The organism is Vulcanisaeta sp. EB80 (assembly GCF_002078205.2).
On record NZ_LCWN02000020.1, the window covers coordinates 1 to 16,921 of the forward strand.

Here is a 16,921-nt window from a genome sequence, read left to right on the forward strand (position 1 = left end):
TTCATTTGATTGGTCCTGGTGGTTATGATATTCTTAAGGCTATTGATGAGACTGGTTCAATAAGTGGTGCGGCGAGGAGGTTGGGTATGTCGTATAGGTTTGTGTGGAATTACATAGACAAGATGGATGCCCCGTTCCCCTCATGTCTGCGTCCCTAATCACTTTTCATCCTTTGTCGGGTATTCCCCCATTCTTGGGGCATCATTGGTCAGTCTCCCACGGGGCCGGGATCCCGTGCGCTCACGGTTTCCTCGCGCCACGGGGCTAATTAATCCTATTTTATCCGAGTTTTAAGCTTTTCTTTACCGAAAGGTTTATAAAGTTAGTTCGGATGGTTTTTCGTGGATTGTGTAGTCTATGTTGAGGGGAGTGTAACGAAGGTGACTGGGAGGGATGTGGGTATATACGTTAGTAAGGACTACCAAGCCAAGATTAAGGACTTGCAAGGTAGGAAGGTCAGGGTTTTGGTGATTGTTGATGACTGCGAGGAGGGCGGTACTCATTAAACTGCCTAGGGATAAGTGTGATGTTGATTACGTCAAGCGGTTGATGGCTTTAGCTAATCTAGCCTATAGAGGTTATGAAGTTTGGGTGCCGAACATGCCCAGAACTATTCAGCACCAGCTTTATGATTTCAGGGACTTCAAGGATAGTCTAGTTTTTGGAACCACACCGAAGAGGTGGTTTGCTGAGACGTGGGTCCCGTTGAAGACACTAAGGATTTACCAAGACGGCTCCATGAAGGGTGATAAGGGTGCACCAGTGGCTCTGGACTTTGAGGATGACGTCATTAGATTACGTCAGGTCTGCAGAAATGAACATAGGTATGTTGTTGAGGTCCCAATGCCTAGGTGGGTTATTGAGCGAGTAAACGAGGGCGGTGACATCAAGTATGCAATGATTGGGCTTGAAAATGATGAGCCGTACTTAGCCTTGGTCGCTGAGCGTGTTGTTGAGCCTTACCAGCCGAGTAATTACATGCTCGCGATTGACGTCAATGCCTGGAATAATGGCATTACGTGGGGCTTAATTAGGGATGGCAGGCTCGTTAAGTGGAAGCCTGAAAGACCAAACCTTAGTGAGATTGATGGTCTCTACGACCTCTCCATGAGGTTAAGTAGGGAGTATGGTAGGTTGAAGAGGCTTGGTCTCCACAGGACAGTGGAGGGTAGGAGACTTTGGCGAAATATAAAGAAGGTTCGGAGGAAAATTTATGCGAAGTTGAGGGATTATGCCCAAAAGCTCGTGCATAGGCTTGTTAGGAAGGCCCTTAGGCACAAAGCCCTCGTCATCATTGACGACATGATTGAGGAGTCGAGGAGGGAGTTAATCGAGGAGAAGATACCAAGGGGCTTGAGGAAGGTTTACCTGGCCGAGACGAGGAGGTTCGTTAAGCTGTTAATCACTCAGTTACGGTGGTACGGCGTACCGTACGAGTTCAAGAGACTACCAAGCACAATATGCCCAGTGTGCCAACACGAACTAACCCAATTACCGGACAGAACCATGGCTTGCACGAACTGCGGATTCAAAGCACCAAGAGACAAAATACCCATACACTGGGCAATAAAAAGCCATCAAGAAGGAGATGGTAAGAACAACCCGCCGCCTCTGGAGAGACGGTAGATGCCTCACTGGTTTATCCTAGCGGAGTTTTTTAATAACTTTCCTTGTTTCTCATGGGGGTGAAGATGGGGGTCTATGTTGAGGATCAAATAGCTTCTTTACTGATGGAGAAGGGATTTGAGGAAATTAATTGCATTATAAGGGAATATTATGATGATTATGGTAGATTTCACGAAATACCCTTTTATGAATCAACTATATGTTATCAGAAGGAGTATGAGTGGGGAACCGCAATAATTAGCGCGTTAGATTTGGATTTAGATGAGGTTGATGAGGTTACGGTTTATCTTAACATAAACGATTTTCCTCCAACTATTGTTGAAAGGATAATTGATGATCCTGAACTAGATGACGCCTATGACGAATTAATCGATGCAACCTATGATTATAAAAAGCCAACCTTTCCTTCTACTCCGATATTGTCCCAGTTGATTATAATTTAGAGCTGCTTTGCGAAAAAGATGAGCTAATTAGCTGTGTTGAAAATGTCTCTTCATGGATTGATGGCTATATTGAATATCTAAAAAGAGTAGCAGAAGGCTTACTGAGAAAGTATAAGCCAGATGAGTTAAACAATGTTGGGTGTCCCAAATGCCATATAACCATAAGAAAATACGAGTATGAAAATCACCTAACACAACATGAAATTGAAGAAGCCAAAGAATAGTTTCGCGTTATAAGGAAAATGATTAGTGATGAATATGTAATCCCAGATAGGACACAATATCCATTGGCCTTTAAATACTTTGAAGATGACATTAAAAATTTAATTAAGGTAAAAATTCTACCCATGTACAAGGGTTTAGCGAGAGAGATTAATAAAAAGATTGAGGAAAAAGGAATATCAACTCTAAATTTAAGTCTAAATTTAAGGCAATTCTTACATTATTTTAGTGACATACCAGAATTAATAATAAAGAGTGTTCCCAGGGAGATCAGAAGAGAGTTTGTGCTAGAATATACCAATATAAAGTAGAATACTATCTAGCTCAGCTTTAGAAAAGTTCATAAATATTATAGAAAACGAGGAGAGAATACCAGAAATTAGCAACTTTCACTATTAGTACTAAGTAAGTTAGAGATTTAGTACCAAGCTAGAGAGAAAAAAATGGCATGTACTATGTCCACATTTACGTTAATGGAAACCATATAGCCTACCTGAAGGTGGGCGGTAAAATAAAGAATAAAAAATTAATAAAAATATAGTAGCTCAGTATTTAATAGACCCTGTAGGGATAGAAAAATTACAGAAAACTTATATAACGAAATAAGACAGAAACTGGCTGAGAGTCTCCGTTTCTCATAATGCCTGTAATACCGCCTGTCTTAGTTTAGGTTAAGTTAAATAAGTAGAGCATGGTCATTGCGCTGAAGTGCAATGCTCGGCACCTGGGATATATCAAGCATATTATCACGTTTAAGCGTAACTAGTTTAAGTCAGTAGAGGCCGCTGTCTTCATGTAATCGGTACCCGTAGACTCATCATGCACATTAAGAGGGGCTGTTTCGGTTTTTAGGTTTATTTGCGGTTGCTCATGTTCATTGGTGTTTAAGTCCTCTTATGGCTGTTAGGTGTGCTGATGCTGTGTGCCTGTCTAGTCCATGCTTTCTCATTAGTTCGTCGTGCTCCTTCGAGTTTGTTGTTCCTCTTTGGGCTTACGTAACCAGCCCTAATCGAGTATAGTGGTGCCTTTAGGGCTATCTTCTCAATGATTGAGCTCCTGAAAACCATGACCTTGTGGTTGTAGTTCCCATGCTTCCTATCACCACCCCTAACCCACATTAACTTTAGACCGTTGGCGAGCCACTGCGGTGAGCGACTCCAGGGAGACCGCCGAGAAGGAGACGGCGGATCAACCGCCATCTCCGGAGAGACAGCTACATAGTCCCAACGAAGTCCATTAAGGGCGTATCCCTGGACCTGTCTGAGTTAGGGTATAGGGAAATCTGGACAGTTGCGGATAAGGCGTTGGACCTCCACGAGTACCAATACAACGACCTAGACCCTGACAAAATGAACTACAAGCCTCGCCCCTTCTAGGGGTGGGGTAGATGCTTAAAAACTCTGAATACTTTAAAGTATTGTGGAATATAAGTCAACTAGATATGTGAAATATCTATGCAACTATCACTTCGTGTGGATTCCTAAGTACCGTAGAGACTTGTTGGTTGAGGAAGTTGCTGAATACATTAAAGAGGTCTTGAAGTCAATTGCTAAGGAATTGGGTTGTGAAATAATAGCCCTAGAAGTAATGCCAGACCACATACACCTCTTCGTAAACTGCCCACCCAGATACTCACCATCATACCTAGCAAACTACTTCAAGGGGAAGTCTGCTAGGCTGGTTTTGAAGAAATTCCCAGAACTAAGGAAATATACCAACGGAAAACTCTGGGCAAGAAGCTACTTCGTGTCAACAGCTGGTAATGTATCAAGTGAGACCATAAGGAAATACATTGAAGAGCAGTGGGGGGAAAGAGGGTGAAAAGGACTAATGTGGTTAAGTTGGTGGTGGATAAGGAGATGCATGAGAAGCTGAGGGATCTAGCTGTAGTTACGGCTAAGTGCTGGAATGAAGTTAACTGGTTGAGGATGCAGCAGTTTAAGAGAGGGGAAAGGGTTGATTTTGCCGAGACGGAAAAGGAGGTGTATGAGAAGTATAAGCACGTGTTGAAGGTTAATGCGCAGCAAGTTGCTAGGAAGAATGCCGAGGATTGGAGGAGTTTCTTCTCCCTAATTAAGGAGAAGAGGGAGGGGAAGTTGCCAAAGTGGTTTAAGCCAAGGCCTCCGGGCTACTGGAAGGGTGAAGACGGAAAATACAAGTTGGTAATCATCATTAGGAATGACCGTTATGTGGTGGATGAGGATAAGAGGATTATTTACCTGAGGGACTTCGACCTAACCCTGAGGTTTAAAGGGAAACTCAAGTGGCATGGGAGACAGGGTAGGTTAGAGGTGATTTACAATGAGGCTAGGAGGAGTTGGTATGCCCACATCCCAGTGGAGGTTGAGGTTGTAGCCGAAGCCAAGGGCAACCTGAGGGCTGGTGTGGATTTGGGGATCGTAAACCTAGCCACGGTCTATGTTGAGGATGGCACATGGTACATATTCAAGGGCGGTGGCGTCCTCTCCCAATACGAGTACTACAGCAAGAAGATACGCCGCGTCCAGAAACTTCTAGCCAGGCATGGGCAGAGGACAAGCAGGAGGCTTAGGCTACTCTATGATAAGAGGAGTAGGTTCTTGAAGCATGCTTTGAATAGCATGGTTAGGAAGATAATGGGGGAGTTGAGGGAGAAGGGGGTGGGTGAGGTTGTTGTTGGTTACCCAAAGGATGTTGCTAGGAACCACGGGAATAAGCTCACGGTGAACTTTTGGAATTATGGTTACACAATCAGGCGCTTCAAGGAGGTTGGTGAGGAGTTGGGAATTAGGGTAATTGATGTCCCTGAACCAAACACATCGAAGGACTGCTCCCTATGCGGGGATGCCCACGAAGGTGGGCGTGTTGAACGTGGTCTCTATAAGTGTCCCCGCATGGGAAAGGTCATAAATGCGGACTTGAACGGTGCAAGGAACATCCTACATATCCCCGAGTCCCTGGGATCCGTGAGTAGGGGGCAACTCACGGTGAGGGATAGGGGTAATGGGCTGAAGACCCAGCCCGTGGTCTACCGCTGGACGAGCAGAGCAGGGTGGGTGCGGACCGCACCCACCAGCAATGAGGCAATGAGGATGAAGGCGGTAAACCACAAACCAATGAACCGCCCTAAGGGAACCCCCACCCTTCAGGACGGGGAGGAGGTCAGTTCAGCCCTTGCAAGAGGAGGGAGGAGGCTATGCGGGATATTATCATAGTAATGGGCATCATTAGTGAGAGGTTGTATGAGTGGACTGGTAAGTATTGGGATGAGGAGATAAGGAGGGCATTCGATGAGTTCGTTAAGAAATTCGATGAATTTAGGAAGAAGCATTCACAATAAATTTATCCTTTTTAGTAATGATAGCATGATAGCGGTAAATTGAATCTGGCAGGGCGTCGGTAAAAACATACTTAAATCGTGGTGCAATTTGGTTCGTTGTGCGTAGTATAGTTTTTGATCCCCTGGAGTGGAGCCTTGTTAGGTCCCTCTATATGTCGGCGCTGCCCAGCCTGAACTTCTCGGCTGATTACACAGCCGCTGAGTTGGCTCCAGCGTACTGCACGGTAGATCCCAGGTACCTATGGAGTTTTGACTGGGGTTCGGTGTCCATAGTGATGCCTCCAGCCACTACTAAACCCAGTGGTGATGGCTTGATAATTGCTGTTGAGGGTTACTCGGTTAGGTTGCTTAGGGGTTGGGGTTTGAAGCCGCAGATCGTCGTTACCGACCTGGATTTCGAGCCTGAGGAGGTTGTTAATTGTGATTGCCTAGTTCTAGCCCATGCCCACGGCGACAACATAGACAGATTTACTAGGTACGCGCCTAGGATCGGTAGGTTAATACCTACCGTGCAGGTTTGGCCCAGGGGTTGTTCGGTGTTGATACCTGGTTTCACGGATGGTGATAGAGCTGTTTACCTAGCCTACTACATGGGTGCCAGGGAGATTAGTATTTATGGGTTTAACCCGGGTAGGGTTGTGAAGAGGGATGATGAGGTGAAGAGGGCTAAGTTACAGATAGCGAAGACGTTATTGGAGAGGATAAGTAGGAGGGTGTCCCTGGTATTTTACGAGTAAGCAGCCTACTTACTCGCTTGGGCAACCACGGGGCTTGTCCTAAGTTTTTCAAGTAGGTTTAATAATAACGGTGTTTTTTCCCTCTCCACAATAACATAAATGTCGTTGTCGTACCTCAGGACATGCTTTGCAGTTATTTGGTTCGACTTCATTACCTGAACCAGGAATGTTACAATACCCACGGGCGCCCTGTCGGCAAACATTATCCTAACCATGCCATACTCAGAGATTTTGCTTTCTTTGCAAACATTAGTTATGTACATGAGGGGTGCTATTACGTGGATTTTGTTGCCGTCGTTAAGGACTATGAAGTGGGTGTTCATTGAGGCAAGTAGGTCCCTAAGCTTCAGCACCTTCTCCCTATTTTCTTCCGTAAGTGGTATCTCCACCTCGCCCATGCCACTGTACGTTATTATCTCAGCCGTGCCCAGCGCCTTGACTATGTCCGGGTAATCATTAACCAACTTATAATTCAGTGACAATCTCTCTAGGGCTTTGACTATTGTGAAGACCTTGGTGTCCTTACCAACCATCACATCAACTAGGGGCTTAATGCTCCTAGCCAGCGCTGATAGATTAACTAGGTTGCTGGAGAGCAATGTCACGTATAGTGGGTTCTCCTCAACAATGATCCTAACGGCCTGTTGAATACTTAATCCCCTGGACACAAATACTACTTTTCAGAAAGGGCTTAATATTTCTTACTTAAAAATGCACATTTAGTCTAAAACATAGCACTTTTTGGATGGGTTTAAGAGGTTAAATGAGTAATAATGTTTATAAACCACGGATCACCTTGACCTATGATGTCACTGGAACTACTCTTATTAGCCATAGTAATACCAATAGTCGGACTCGCACTGGCCGGTTATAACGCAGTCTCAGTACTAGGGATAAAACCAGGTAAAAAGGAGTTGACAGAAATTAACATGCTCATTGCTGAGGGTGGTAAGACGTTCCTAATGAGGGAGTATAAGACGATATTACCCGTGGGTGTTGTACTTGTAATAGCCATATGGGCTACCTATTACTTAATATTCCAGAGTGGTTTAATGGCGGGTTTAGCGGCATTGGCTTTCGCCCTAGGCGCCATCGGTAGTGCCGTTGCTGGTTACATGGGCATGTACGTGACAACAAGGAGCGCAGCCAAGACGGCGTGGATGGCTAGGAATGGCATGGGCGCCGCGCTTAGTACATCATTTAAGGCCGGTACGGTGATGGGGCTATCCCTAGCAAGCATAGCCCTGCTTACTGTTGCAGTACTGTACTGGGTATACTCATCGATACCGATACTAAAAACGCCCCTGTGGGCGGAGACCCTCGCACCGGTGGCCTTTGGTGCGAGCCTAATATCGCTGTTCATAAGGGTTGCCGGTGGCATATACACAAAGGCTGCTGACTGGGGTGCAGACATTGTCGGTAAGGTAGAGGCCGGTATACCCGAGGACGACCCGAGAAACCCAGGCGTCATTGCCGATAACGTCGGCGATAACGTCGGTGACTGTGCAGGTATGGCAAGTGATGTGTATGAGAGTTTCGTGGTTGTACTAGCCGGCGCATTACTACTAGCGGCGGTGTTCGGTCTCTCTTCAAAATTGATCGAGTTATCCATAGCCATAGCGACCTTAACACTGCTAAGCACACTGATTGGGATTCAGGTTGTTAGGGGTGAGGTTAAGGGTAAGGATCTCGCTGCCGCTGCCATGGGTAAGTTAAACACTGCATTGTATACTACCATTGTGGTGGCTGCGATATTGGTTGGCATATACTCATTCCTCTCCTTCCCAACCATGGAGGCTGTGGCTATATTCATCTCTGACCTGTTGGGTATGATAACAGCCATAGTGGTGCTATTCGCAACAGAGTACTTCACGCACTACACATTCCCACCTGTCAGGAATATTGCGAGACAGGCTACATTATCGGCGTCAAACGTAATCGTTTCAGGTTACTCCTACGGATTGCTTAGTGCTATACCCACCATACTCATGGTTGTTGGTGCCCTGGGAATATCATACATACTGGGTTCCATGTTTATAGCTCCAGGAATTGAGGGTGGCATCTTTGGGACAGCCATAGCCTCGGTAGGCTTACTGAGCCTCGCTGGTGTTGTTATTTCCCTGGATTCCTACGGTCCGGTGAGTGATAATGCTAACGGTCTCGTTGAGATGACTGGTATGGAGGGTGTTAGGGAGGTGACGGATGCGTTGGATGCAATCGGCAACACGTTCAAGGCGACCACGAAGGGTTATGCAATAGCCAGTGCCGGCTTGGCTGCTCTGATTTTGTTCATAGGTTTTATATACGAGGTTGTGGAGAGGATGGGCATATCGCTAACACAGGCCTTTAGTGAGTTGATGGTAATTGACCCGAGGATAATAATAGGAGCCCTTATTGGAGTCGCCCTGGTCTACTTCTTCTCAAGTAGTACCTTGGCATCCGTGGGTAGGGCAGCCGGTGAGCTTGTTGAGGAGATTAGGAGGCAATTTAGGGAGAAGAAGATCCTTGAGTTATGGCCTCAGGAGAAGCCTGATTACAATAGGGCAATAGACATAGTCACGAGGCATGCCCTCAAGAGCTTCTTAACGCCTGGCCTGGCTGCCGTCATAGTACCCATACTGGTTGGGCTGGCGCTTGGTTGGATTGGGCTCGTTGGCACAATCTTTGGCGCAATCCTCGCCGGGTTCCCAAGGGCTTTACTAATGGCTAATGCTGGCGCTGCCTGGGATAATTCTAAGAAGTATATAGAAATTTACGGTATTGTAGTGAATGGGCAGAGGTTTGGTAAGAAGAGTGAGCCCCATAAGAATGCCGTTGCTGGCGATGTTGTTGGAGACGTATTTAAGGATACCACAGGCCCATCACTCAATCCATTGATTAAGGTTGTTAATACGGTATCGATAGTGTTCGCGCCCGCTATAGCCCTGGTAAGCCTAATGAACCCGGCGGCCTCGGCCCTTATAATGCACATAATCTCCGTAATAATTTCACTACTGTAATCAAAATCAATAATTAATTAATTGTCAAAATCATTCCATATATCATGTTTTACTTAAAAACAATAATTATGTAGCACTCTACGATATATCCTCACTTTTGAGATTCCATATTTATAATTATTGTTAATTATTAATCAATAGGGAAAGTATTAATCATTATTAATAAGGTAAAATTTATAAAAACTAGAGGTCTAGAATATTGATGGGTTCCCTAGGCAGGTACGTATTGACTTTCGAAGAGGCAGATCCGGATGATGTCAAATTGATAGGTGGTAAAGCCTCAAGTCTCGTCCTAATGACTAGGTTGGGACTTCCTGTGCCGCCTGGTATCATAATAACAACGAAGGCATGTAGGGAGTATTATGATGGCGGTGAGAGACTTCCTGATGGTTTAATGGATGAGGTTGCCAGAGGTATTAAGTACCTTGAGGAGAAGATTGGGCTTAAGCTTGGTGATCCAGAGAACCCACTCCTCGTGAGTGTCAGGTCTGGTGCTGCGGTTTCAATGCCGGGTATGATGGATACGGTACTTAATGTAGGCCTTAATGATAGGACGGTGCATGGTTTGGCTAAGAGGATTAATAATGAGCATGGTGCCTATGATGCCTATAGGAGGTTCCTGGCGATGTTTGGTAGAATTGTGCTTGGTATACCCGAGGAGGAGTTCAATAAGCCGCTTGATGAGGTTAAGCGGAAGTATGGTGTTAAGGAGGATCCCGAAATACCGCTTGAGGGGCTTAAGGAACTCATTGAGATATACAAGCAAATATACATTAGGAGGTTTGGTAAGGTCTTTGATGATCCGTGGGAACAATTAAGACTCTCCATTGAGGCTGTCTTTAAGTCCTGGAATTCACCAAGGGCTAGGTTCTATAGGGAGGCCAATAAGATAACACCAGACATAGCTGACTGCACAGCAACCGCCATAGTCACCATGGTCTTCGGCAATGCGGACTGGCGCTCAGCAACTGGCGTGGTCTTCTCCAGGGATCCAGCAACGGGCGAGGATAAATTATACGGCGAGTATTTACCGTATGCCCAGGGTGAGGATGTTGTTGCGGGTATAAGGACTCCGAAGCCCGTTGAGAAGCTGAAGGAGGAGATGCCGGAGGTTTATGAACAGCTCTATAGGGGTGTTAAGCTAATTGAGAAGACGAAGAAGGAGGTTCAGGATGTGGAGTTCACGATAGAGAAGGGCAAGCTCTGGTTCCTACAGACGAGGAATGCCAAGATGAACCCAATGGCTGTGGTTAAGACGAGTGTTGACATGTATAAGGAGGGCATGTTAACGAAGGAGGAGGCAATAATGAGGGTTAAGCCCGAGTACATCCTACAAATGCTCTACCCAAGAATTGACGAGTCCAAGGCCGGCAAACCACTCACTAAGGGCATAGCTGCATCGCCAGGTGCCGTGAGTGGGCAGGCGGTTTTTGACCCTGATAGGGCTGTGGAGTGGGCTAAGGCTGGTAGGCAGGTGATACTCGTTAGGGAGGAGACAAAGCCGGATGATGTTCATGGATTCTACGCATCCGTTGGTGTGCTGACCAGTAGGGGTGGCGCCACAAGCCATGCAGCTGTGGTTGCGAGAGCCATAGGTAGACCTGCGGTTGTTGGTGCTGAGGCGCTACAGATTGATTATTCAACGAGAACGGCTAGGGTTGGTGATGTGGTCATCAAGGAGGGTGATTGGGTGACGATCGACGGCTTCACGGGCAATGTCTACGCGGGTAAGGTGCCAACAATAGAGCCGAAGCTACCGCCTGAGTTCTTCGAGTTCCTAGACATGGCTGACTCTGTGTCGGTTTTCGAGATTAGGGCTAATGCGGACACGCCTGATGATGCATCCATATCGCGTAGATTCGGTGCAAAGGGCATTGGCTTATTGAGGACAGAGAGGATGTTCAGGGCGCCGGGCAGGCTCGACCTATTTAGAAAGGTCATACTCTCCGACAACCCAGACGAGAGGAAGAAACTACTCGACCAACTTGCCGAGATGATGATGAGGGACTTCGTTGAAATATTCGAGATAATGGAGGGTTACCCAATAACGGTTAGGCTCTTTGACCCGCCACTACACGAGTTCCTACCAAACCTCGAGGAATTGGTTACGGAGGTCACGAAGGCTAGAACACTTGGAAAGCCGGATCCAGAAAAGGAGAGGTTGTTGGCGAGGGTTAAGGCTTTGATGGAGGCAAACCCAATGATGGGGCATAGGGGTGTTAGGGTTGGGATTACCTACCCAGAGATATATGCTGCCCAGGTCAAGGCAATACTGTCGGCAGCCCTCGAGTTGAAGAGGAGGGGTAAGCATGTGGAGCTCCAGATAATGATACCGCAGGTGGCTGAGGTTAGGGAGCTGGAGATAATAATAAACAATGTTGTAAAGCCCACAGCCGAGGAGGTGTTTAAGGCATATGGTGATAGGATCAATTATAAGATCGGCACGATGATGGAGACCGTCAGATCATGCCTAACAGCGGATAAGATAGCCAAGGTTGTGGACTTCATGAGCTTCGGAACAAACGACCTAACCCAGGCCGTATTCAGCTTTAGTAGGGATGATGTCGAGAACAAGTTCATGAGTAAGTACCTGGAGCTTGGAGTCTTACCCTATGACCCATTCGTAACGATTGATGAGGATGGCGTAGCCAAACTCATGAAAATCGCAATAGACCTGGCAAGGGGAGTGAAGCCAGACATAGAAATCGGTATTTGTGGCGAGCACGGCGGTGACCCTGACTCAATAAAGATCCTGGCAAGGACTGTTGGTAGGGGACTCAACTACTTCAGTGCTTCACCATATAGGGTACCCGTAGCGAGACTCGTGGCTGCCCAGGAGTCATTGAAGTTATTAGGTAGGGCTCCGAAGATACACATATACTAATTCCACATAAAATAGCAATATATAATTCTAAAAATTATAAATAATGTCATTTTTATGACATAAAAGTACTTAAAAAATGCCTTCACTTGACCATTAATTGTATGGCGATCGAAATATCAATAATTCAATACGTACTCTCAGTGATCTCAGGAGTACTTGTGGGCTTCTCACTTGGGCTCATTGGAGGTGGTGGTTCAATACTTGCCGTACCCCTATTCCTCTACTTCGTGGGGCTGGACACCATACCCAATGCTGACCACATAGCAATAGGGACCACGGCATTGGCTGTTGGTTTAAATGCGTACATAAATTCGTACATGCACGTTAGGAAGAAGAACGTGGCACCCAAGGTCGGCGGCCTATTTGCTGGCGTTGGCCTGATCGGGTCATTGCTTGGGGCTTACCTGGGCCACATAACGCCAGGTAAGAGCTTGCTTACGTACTTCGCGATAGCGATGATTGTGCTTGGTGTGTACATGGCGATTAGGAGGGAGGCTTCCCAAGCTGGTACGGTTAATGAGGTTAACCATGTTCTTGAGACATTTAGGAAATGCCCGAGATTGACACTATCGACAATCCTCAAGGTAACTATCTTCGGTTTCATTGTGGGTTTAGTCAGTGGTTACTTTGGAATTGGTGGTGGATTCCTAATAGTGCCAAGTCTCATGTTCTCGGCAGGGCTTTGCATAACAAGGGCTATAGGCACAAGCCTCCTTAGTGTCGGCACATTTGGTGTGGCTGCTGGCGCCGAGTATTGGTTCTATGGCGAGGTGTTGGTACTCATAGCAATCCTCTATGTTATTGGTGGTGTGGCCGGTGGGTATGCTGGTACGAGCATTGCAGTTAAGGCGCCGAGGAGAACCCTTCGTATTGCCTATGGCATAATAATAGTTTTGGTGGGCATATACATGCTCCTGAGGATATACCATGTGATGCCGTGACGAGTTAAATGAATAACAAACTTAATTAGTGCCAAACCTCCCTAATTCTGGATGAGGTCCATTAATTATGAGAAGTTAATGAGTTTCGTTAAGAACAACCCAATGTATGAGGTCTATGAAACAGAGGGTACTGTGGAGTTAGCATTTCATGCACCCAGTGAGGAGGAGGCTGCCGGTGGTTCTGGTGATGAGGAGGGGGCCGTAATGAGAATAATCTTTGTAAAAAGGGGCAATGAGCTGACGCCCAGGGAGGCTTGGGTTGAGAGGGGTGGGGTTAGGCGTAGGATTGATCTAGACGGGTTGGATTCATGGCTTGAGTTCGTTGATATGTACTCATGAAATACTGAATCAAGTTTTTAAATTAAAAATAGGCTAATAAGGTCGTGAATATTACTAGGGTTGGTGCGGTACTGGCGATTGTTGGATTGTTGATGCTGCTCATACCCAACATGTTATTGCCTAGGGTTTACAATACCGTGATTAATGTATTGAGCAACGCAACCATAACCCTAGACACATACTCGAGGTTCCTGGTACCCATATACCTAAACAGCCCAGCCTACGTAGTTGTGATACTCAATAACTCACACCTGCTACCCATGTACATGCTTGATGAGTTTGGCCACATATTAATGCCGAACAAGTATGAGTACGAGCATGGTATGTACCTAGTGATATTCCCGTTGATTGGGCATGGCAATTACTCATTAATTCTCATTAACGATTACCCAGAGGATGTGAATGTCTCGTTATCCATAACAGCCATTTCTAATTACCTGGTGAACAACATACTCCTAATGAACCTCATGATGGATTTGGGTACGGCAATATTGATACTGGGGGCGATATTGATGGTTACGAAGTACCTATACAGGGCAGTGCGGCTCCTGCTTATGGAAATAAAAAATTTATAAAGATGGTAATCATCACGTTGATTTGAGTGATAACCGATGAGCGTTGCATACCTGGTATTGGATGTGCTCGGTGCGGTCGCCCTGAATGAGAATGGTGATGTGATAACCAAGGTGCTCTATGAGGGTAGTACGGATGAGATTGCGGATAAGATGAATAGGCTTGAGGCGGGTGAGCCGATTGATGAGGTTGTTAAGCTAATTAATGAGCTTAGGGATAGGGGCATAACGAGGATTATTGTTGAGAATAGGGAGCTTGCCAGGAACCTAGCTAGCAAGGTCACGGGTGTGGAGATTAGGTCCGAGCTTCCGGCAAGTGTTGGTAATCAGTATAGGAACAACCTCGAGAGGTATGTTAGGGAGGTCTTTGGCATGGATATGCAGCAGTACCTAGCCAGGGTTTATGAGATAACGGTAACCCAGACCAGGCATAAGCTGAGGAAGGTTGTTGAGAAGAGGGACTTATTCGTAGCCCAAGCCATCAGTTCCGTGGATGACCTGGACAAGATACTGAACCTAATAAGTTCAAGGGTTAGGGAGTGGTATGGATTACATTTCCCAGAGCTTGAGGATTTGGTTAAGGATCACAGGGAGTACATGACGCTGGTCACCAAGTTGGGGCATAGGAGCAACTTCACGGTTGATAACCTAACCAAGCTTGGCCTGTCCCAGGACAGGGCTAAGAGGATTTACGAGGCGGCGAGCAAGAGTGTTGGTGCGGAGATGTCTGATTGGGACCTCGAACCAATAAGGACCTATGCGGGAATCTACGTACAACTCTCCGACCTAAGGAACAAACTCTCTCAATACATCGATGAGGCGATGGTGGAGGTTGCACCAAACGTTAGGGAGCTCGTGGGTCCATTACTCGGTGCCAGGTTGATAATGCTCGCCGGTGGTTTAATGAGACTAGCCCTACTACCCGCATCAACAATACAGGTCCTAGGCGCAGAAAAGGCGTTGTTTAGGGCATTAAGGACGGGCAGTAGACCTCCTAAGCACGGCATAATCTTCCAATTCCCAGAGATATTCAGGGCACCAAGGTGGCAGCGCGGCAAGATCGCGAGGGCCCTGGCGGCTAAACTAGCCATAGCAGCCAAGGCAGACGCATTCACCGGGAACTTCATCGCACCAAGACTCAAGGAGGACTTGATGAAGAGGATACAGGAGGTCAAGACAGTCTACGCAAAGCCACCACCAAGGAAGCCCGAGGCCAAGGCCGGTAGGAAGGCGGCGGAGAAGAAAGCCGTCGAGAAGAAGGCACACGAGAAGAGGGGTGGCCGTAAATAAATTCAACTGGGAGATCATATAATCTAAAGCATTCACACGATACTTAAGAAAGCCTTTAAATTCATTCCATTAAAAATCACCATATAAATGAATAGTGTCGATAGGTTAGTCGAGAAAACCCATAGGGTTAAGGTATCACTGGAGACCATGGGCGTCCTGATTCACTTCAGGAATAGGGATCGTGAAATAAGGGAATTCCTCACAAATGTGGTATAGGGACACTTACCTATTTACGGCCCACGTGACGCAGATAAATCAATGCTCATGAAGGTTCTTTAAGAAAAAGTGAGGGGACTGATGGCTTCGAAGGCATGGTTTTCGTGCGTTATACTTTCGAGGAGGAAGTCATAAAAGAGACCCAAGTAAGGGTACTGGGTCTAGGGGTTGATATAATCCATGAGCTAAAGGGGATGGTCGACGTTAATGTTGGTATAAACCTAATCACCCTGGACCTTAAGCTGATAGAAATCCATTGCAGTACTTGCCGAGGCCATAAGAGATTATGGCTTCAGATATAAAAGAATAATTGACGTATGGATCAAGGCCCTATTCACTACCAGGTACGCCAGGGCGTGCAGGATAAGACCTAGCGATCTTACTTAAGTTAAGTCCCTCCCCCTCACGAAATAAAACCTAACTAAATATTCATCGTAGTAATTATTAATAAATGGCTTGATAGTTCACGGCAGCATGAGTTAATGTGCTAGCATTACTATGGTATCACTGTTATTCCCCTTTTATTGGCGAGGTTTCTGAGTTTCTTATCGTATGTTGCCAATGCTCCTTTTAGCATTGCTACGGAAAGTATTATGTAATCATTCATCATCGTGATCGGTGCACCATCATTCCTCATCATGGCTATACCACTACGTATTATATCCAGGTTCTCACACATTATCGTGAACTCGGTCAATTCATCAAGTTTAGTCATAATTATGCCTACATTACCGGTCAGCTTTGTCAGGACTCCTAAGAATTCGTAGAGAACTATGTAAGGTATTACAATATCGTACTCCCTCAGTATTTTGTAAGCCTCATTGTGGTGCTCTGTGTCTTCAAAAGTCGCGTAGATCAGGACATTGGTATCAACGACTATCTGCTTCCTCATTGTTAATATCACCGATTACTCTATTAATGGCATCGTTGCTTGCTTCCCTGATCAATTCTTCAACCTCCTCGGGGGTTATGTTCCTGCCTAGTTTAAATGTGGTCCATTTTATACGGTATGGTTTAATTATGATTACGCCATTCTTCTCGTCAAACGTGACCTCGACATAATCACCCTCTCTAATACCTAGCCTACTCCTTATCTCTGCAGGAATTGTCACCTGGTAGTTCCTGGTTACCTTGACACGCATAGTAAAAATAATTATTACTAGTATTTAAATCTTACTAGTAGAGAACGGTAGTTGTTTGAGTACGCATGCAAAGCCATAGTAATAAATCAATATTAATTTAATGAAATAAACATAATACCTTCGTGTAAAAAGTACATAATTTGGTTAAGTATACGATGACGTGGGTGGGTTAGTGTAAGGTTTATATTTTC

The 16,921-nt window shown here is 45.8% G+C and carries 18 protein-coding genes and 2 pseudogenes; 16 read left to right on the plus strand and 4 right to left on the minus strand.

The annotated features are described in order from the left end of the window. Positions 1-5: 5 nt before the first annotated feature. The 5 genes and pseudogenes from B7L70_RS05125 to B7L70_RS05140 all read left to right on the plus strand — a co-directional run. Positions 6-128 (plus strand): annotated as a pseudogene (locus B7L70_RS05125) (winged helix-turn-helix domain-containing protein); the annotation flags it as partial. Between the two features lie 213 nt (positions 129-341). Further along, positions 342-506: a hypothetical protein gene (locus B7L70_RS13330; protein ID WP_162009106.1), complete on the plus strand. Its 165-nt coding sequence runs from the start codon at positions 342-344 to the stop codon at positions 504-506. Then, on the plus strand, positions 478-1,626 hold the full coding sequence (locus B7L70_RS05130) for a zinc ribbon domain-containing protein (RefSeq protein ID WP_081226817.1): 1,149 nt from the start codon (positions 478-480) through the stop codon (positions 1,624-1,626). Before B7L70_RS13330 ends, B7L70_RS05130 begins: the two co-directional genes overlap by 29 nt. A gap of 65 nt (positions 1,627-1,691) precedes the next feature. After that, positions 1,692-2,069 (plus strand): hypothetical protein, encoded by a 378-nt coding sequence (locus B7L70_RS05135; RefSeq protein WP_143701545.1) that lies wholly within the window; start codon positions 1,692-1,694, stop codon positions 2,067-2,069. A gap of 242 nt (positions 2,070-2,311) precedes the next feature. Continuing rightward, positions 2,312-2,602 (plus strand): hypothetical protein, encoded by a 291-nt coding sequence (locus B7L70_RS05140; RefSeq protein ID WP_081226819.1) that lies wholly within the window; start codon positions 2,312-2,314, stop codon positions 2,600-2,602. 573 nt (positions 2,603-3,175) lie between these two features. On the opposite strand, the gene B7L70_RS05145 is transcribed toward B7L70_RS05140, so the two are convergent. Next, on the minus strand, positions 3,176-3,409 hold the full coding sequence (locus B7L70_RS05145; protein WP_081226820.1) for a hypothetical protein: 234 nt from the start codon (positions 3,407-3,409) through the stop codon (positions 3,176-3,178). A 301-nt stretch (positions 3,410-3,710) separates the two neighbouring features. Here B7L70_RS05145 and tnpA point away from each other — a divergent pair. From tnpA to B7L70_RS05160, 4 genes and pseudogenes are all read left to right on the plus strand, one after another. Further along, a pseudogene (gene tnpA, locus B7L70_RS05150) lies at positions 3,711-4,122 on the plus strand (IS200/IS605 family transposase). After that, complete coding sequence (locus B7L70_RS05155; RefSeq protein ID WP_081226822.1) at positions 4,109-5,485, plus strand: RNA-guided endonuclease TnpB family protein; 1,377 nt, start codon at positions 4,109-4,111, stop codon at positions 5,483-5,485. Before tnpA ends, B7L70_RS05155 begins: the two are co-directional and overlap by 14 nt. Then, positions 5,467-5,610, plus strand: coding sequence for a hypothetical protein (locus B7L70_RS13335; protein ID WP_162009107.1), 144 nt, complete (start codon positions 5,467-5,469; stop codon positions 5,608-5,610). The genes B7L70_RS05155 and B7L70_RS13335 overlap by 19 nt, the downstream gene beginning before the upstream one ends. A gap of 98 nt (positions 5,611-5,708) precedes the next feature. After that, positions 5,709-6,347 carry a 6-hydroxymethylpterin diphosphokinase MptE-like protein gene (locus tag B7L70_RS05160; protein ID WP_369907334.1) on the plus strand — a complete coding sequence of 213 codons (639 nt, stop codon included), beginning with the start codon at positions 5,709-5,711 and terminating at the stop codon, positions 6,345-6,347. 5 nt (positions 6,348-6,352) lie between these two features. Here B7L70_RS05160 and B7L70_RS05165 read toward each other — a convergent pair whose 3' ends face one another. Then, positions 6,353-7,015, minus strand: a complete 663-nt coding sequence (locus B7L70_RS05165; RefSeq protein ID WP_081226823.1) for a hypothetical protein — start codon at positions 7,013-7,015, stop codon at positions 6,353-6,355. Positions 7,016-7,150: 135 nt separating this feature from the next. Between B7L70_RS05165 and B7L70_RS05170 the strand changes: the two genes are divergently transcribed. The 7 genes from B7L70_RS05170 (at position 7,151) to B7L70_RS14115 (ending at position 15,588) form a co-directional block, all read left to right on the plus strand. Further along, entirely contained in the window at positions 7,151-9,346 is a 2,196-nt protein-coding gene (locus B7L70_RS05170; RefSeq protein WP_081226824.1) for a sodium-translocating pyrophosphatase, read from the plus strand. 202 nt (positions 9,347-9,548) lie between these two features. After that, a complete protein-coding gene (gene ppdK, locus B7L70_RS05175) occupies positions 9,549-12,230 on the plus strand; it encodes a pyruvate, phosphate dikinase (RefSeq protein WP_081226825.1) in 2,682 nt (893 codons plus the stop codon). 101 nt (positions 12,231-12,331) lie between these two features. Beyond that, the gene (locus B7L70_RS05180) at positions 12,332-13,171 is read left to right on the plus strand and encodes a sulfite exporter TauE/SafE family protein (protein WP_081226826.1); all 840 of its coding nucleotides are present in this window, start codon (positions 12,332-12,334) and stop codon (positions 13,169-13,171) included. Positions 13,172-13,222: 51 nt separating this feature from the next. Then, complete coding sequence (locus B7L70_RS05185; RefSeq protein WP_081226827.1) at positions 13,223-13,510, plus strand: hypothetical protein; 288 nt, start codon at positions 13,223-13,225, stop codon at positions 13,508-13,510. Between the two features lie 44 nt (positions 13,511-13,554). Beyond that, positions 13,555-14,085 (plus strand): hypothetical protein, encoded by a 531-nt coding sequence (locus tag B7L70_RS05190; RefSeq protein ID WP_081226828.1) that lies wholly within the window; start codon positions 13,555-13,557, stop codon positions 14,083-14,085. Between the two features lie 36 nt (positions 14,086-14,121). Continuing rightward, positions 14,122-15,372 carry a C/D box methylation guide ribonucleoprotein complex aNOP56 subunit gene (locus B7L70_RS05195; protein WP_081226829.1) on the plus strand — a complete coding sequence of 417 codons (1,251 nt, stop codon included), beginning with the start codon at positions 14,122-14,124 and terminating at the stop codon, positions 15,370-15,372. Between the two features lie 87 nt (positions 15,373-15,459). Beyond that, positions 15,460-15,588, plus strand: a complete 129-nt coding sequence (locus tag B7L70_RS14115) for a hypothetical protein (RefSeq protein WP_255408846.1) — start codon at positions 15,460-15,462, stop codon at positions 15,586-15,588. Between the two features lie 496 nt (positions 15,589-16,084). Here B7L70_RS14115 and B7L70_RS05205 read toward each other — a convergent pair whose 3' ends face one another. Both B7L70_RS05205 and B7L70_RS05210 read right to left on the minus strand, forming a co-directional pair. Then, the gene (locus tag B7L70_RS05205) at positions 16,085-16,480 is read right to left on the minus strand and encodes a PIN domain-containing protein (protein ID WP_081226831.1); all 396 of its coding nucleotides are present in this window, start codon (positions 16,478-16,480) and stop codon (positions 16,085-16,087) included. Further along, complete coding sequence (locus tag B7L70_RS05210) at positions 16,458-16,730, minus strand: AbrB/MazE/SpoVT family DNA-binding domain-containing protein (protein ID WP_081226832.1); 273 nt, start codon at positions 16,728-16,730, stop codon at positions 16,458-16,460. Before B7L70_RS05210 ends, B7L70_RS05205 begins: the two co-directional genes overlap by 23 nt. Between the last annotated feature and the right edge of the window lie 191 nt (positions 16,731-16,921).

Bases quoted from the DNA above. Each gene is read 5' to 3' on its own strand.
- B7L70_RS05130 (WP_081226817.1), top strand. From the start codon at position 478: ATGACTGCGAGGAGGGCGGTACTCATTAAACTGCCTAGGGATAAGTGT.
- B7L70_RS05135 (WP_143701545.1), top strand. From the start codon at position 1,692: ATGGGGGTCTATGTTGAGGATCAAATAGCTTCTTTACTGATGGAGAAG.
- B7L70_RS05140 (WP_081226819.1), top strand. From the start codon at position 2,312: ATGATTAGTGATGAATATGTAATCCCAGATAGGACACAATATCCATTG.
- B7L70_RS05145 (WP_081226820.1), bottom strand. From the start codon at position 3,409: ATGTGGGTTAGGGGTGGTGATAGGAAGCATGGGAACTACAACCACAAG.
- B7L70_RS13335 (WP_162009107.1), top strand. From the start codon at position 5,467: ATGCGGGATATTATCATAGTAATGGGCATCATTAGTGAGAGGTTGTAT.
- B7L70_RS05170 (WP_081226824.1), top strand. From the start codon at position 7,151: ATGATGTCACTGGAACTACTCTTATTAGCCATAGTAATACCAATAGTC.
- ppdK (WP_081226825.1), top strand. From the start codon at position 9,549: ATGGGTTCCCTAGGCAGGTACGTATTGACTTTCGAAGAGGCAGATCCG.
- B7L70_RS05180 (WP_081226826.1), top strand. From the start codon at position 12,332: ATGGCGATCGAAATATCAATAATTCAATACGTACTCTCAGTGATCTCA.
- B7L70_RS05185 (WP_081226827.1), top strand. From the start codon at position 13,223: ATGAGGTCCATTAATTATGAGAAGTTAATGAGTTTCGTTAAGAACAAC.
- B7L70_RS05195 (WP_081226829.1), top strand. From the start codon at position 14,122: ATGAGCGTTGCATACCTGGTATTGGATGTGCTCGGTGCGGTCGCCCTG.
- B7L70_RS14115 (WP_255408846.1), top strand. From the start codon at position 15,460: ATGAATAGTGTCGATAGGTTAGTCGAGAAAACCCATAGGGTTAAGGTA.
- B7L70_RS05205 (WP_081226831.1), bottom strand. From the start codon at position 16,480: ATGAGGAAGCAGATAGTCGTTGATACCAATGTCCTGATCTACGCGACT.
- B7L70_RS05210 (WP_081226832.1), bottom strand. From the start codon at position 16,730: ATGCGTGTCAAGGTAACCAGGAACTACCAGGTGACAATTCCTGCAGAG.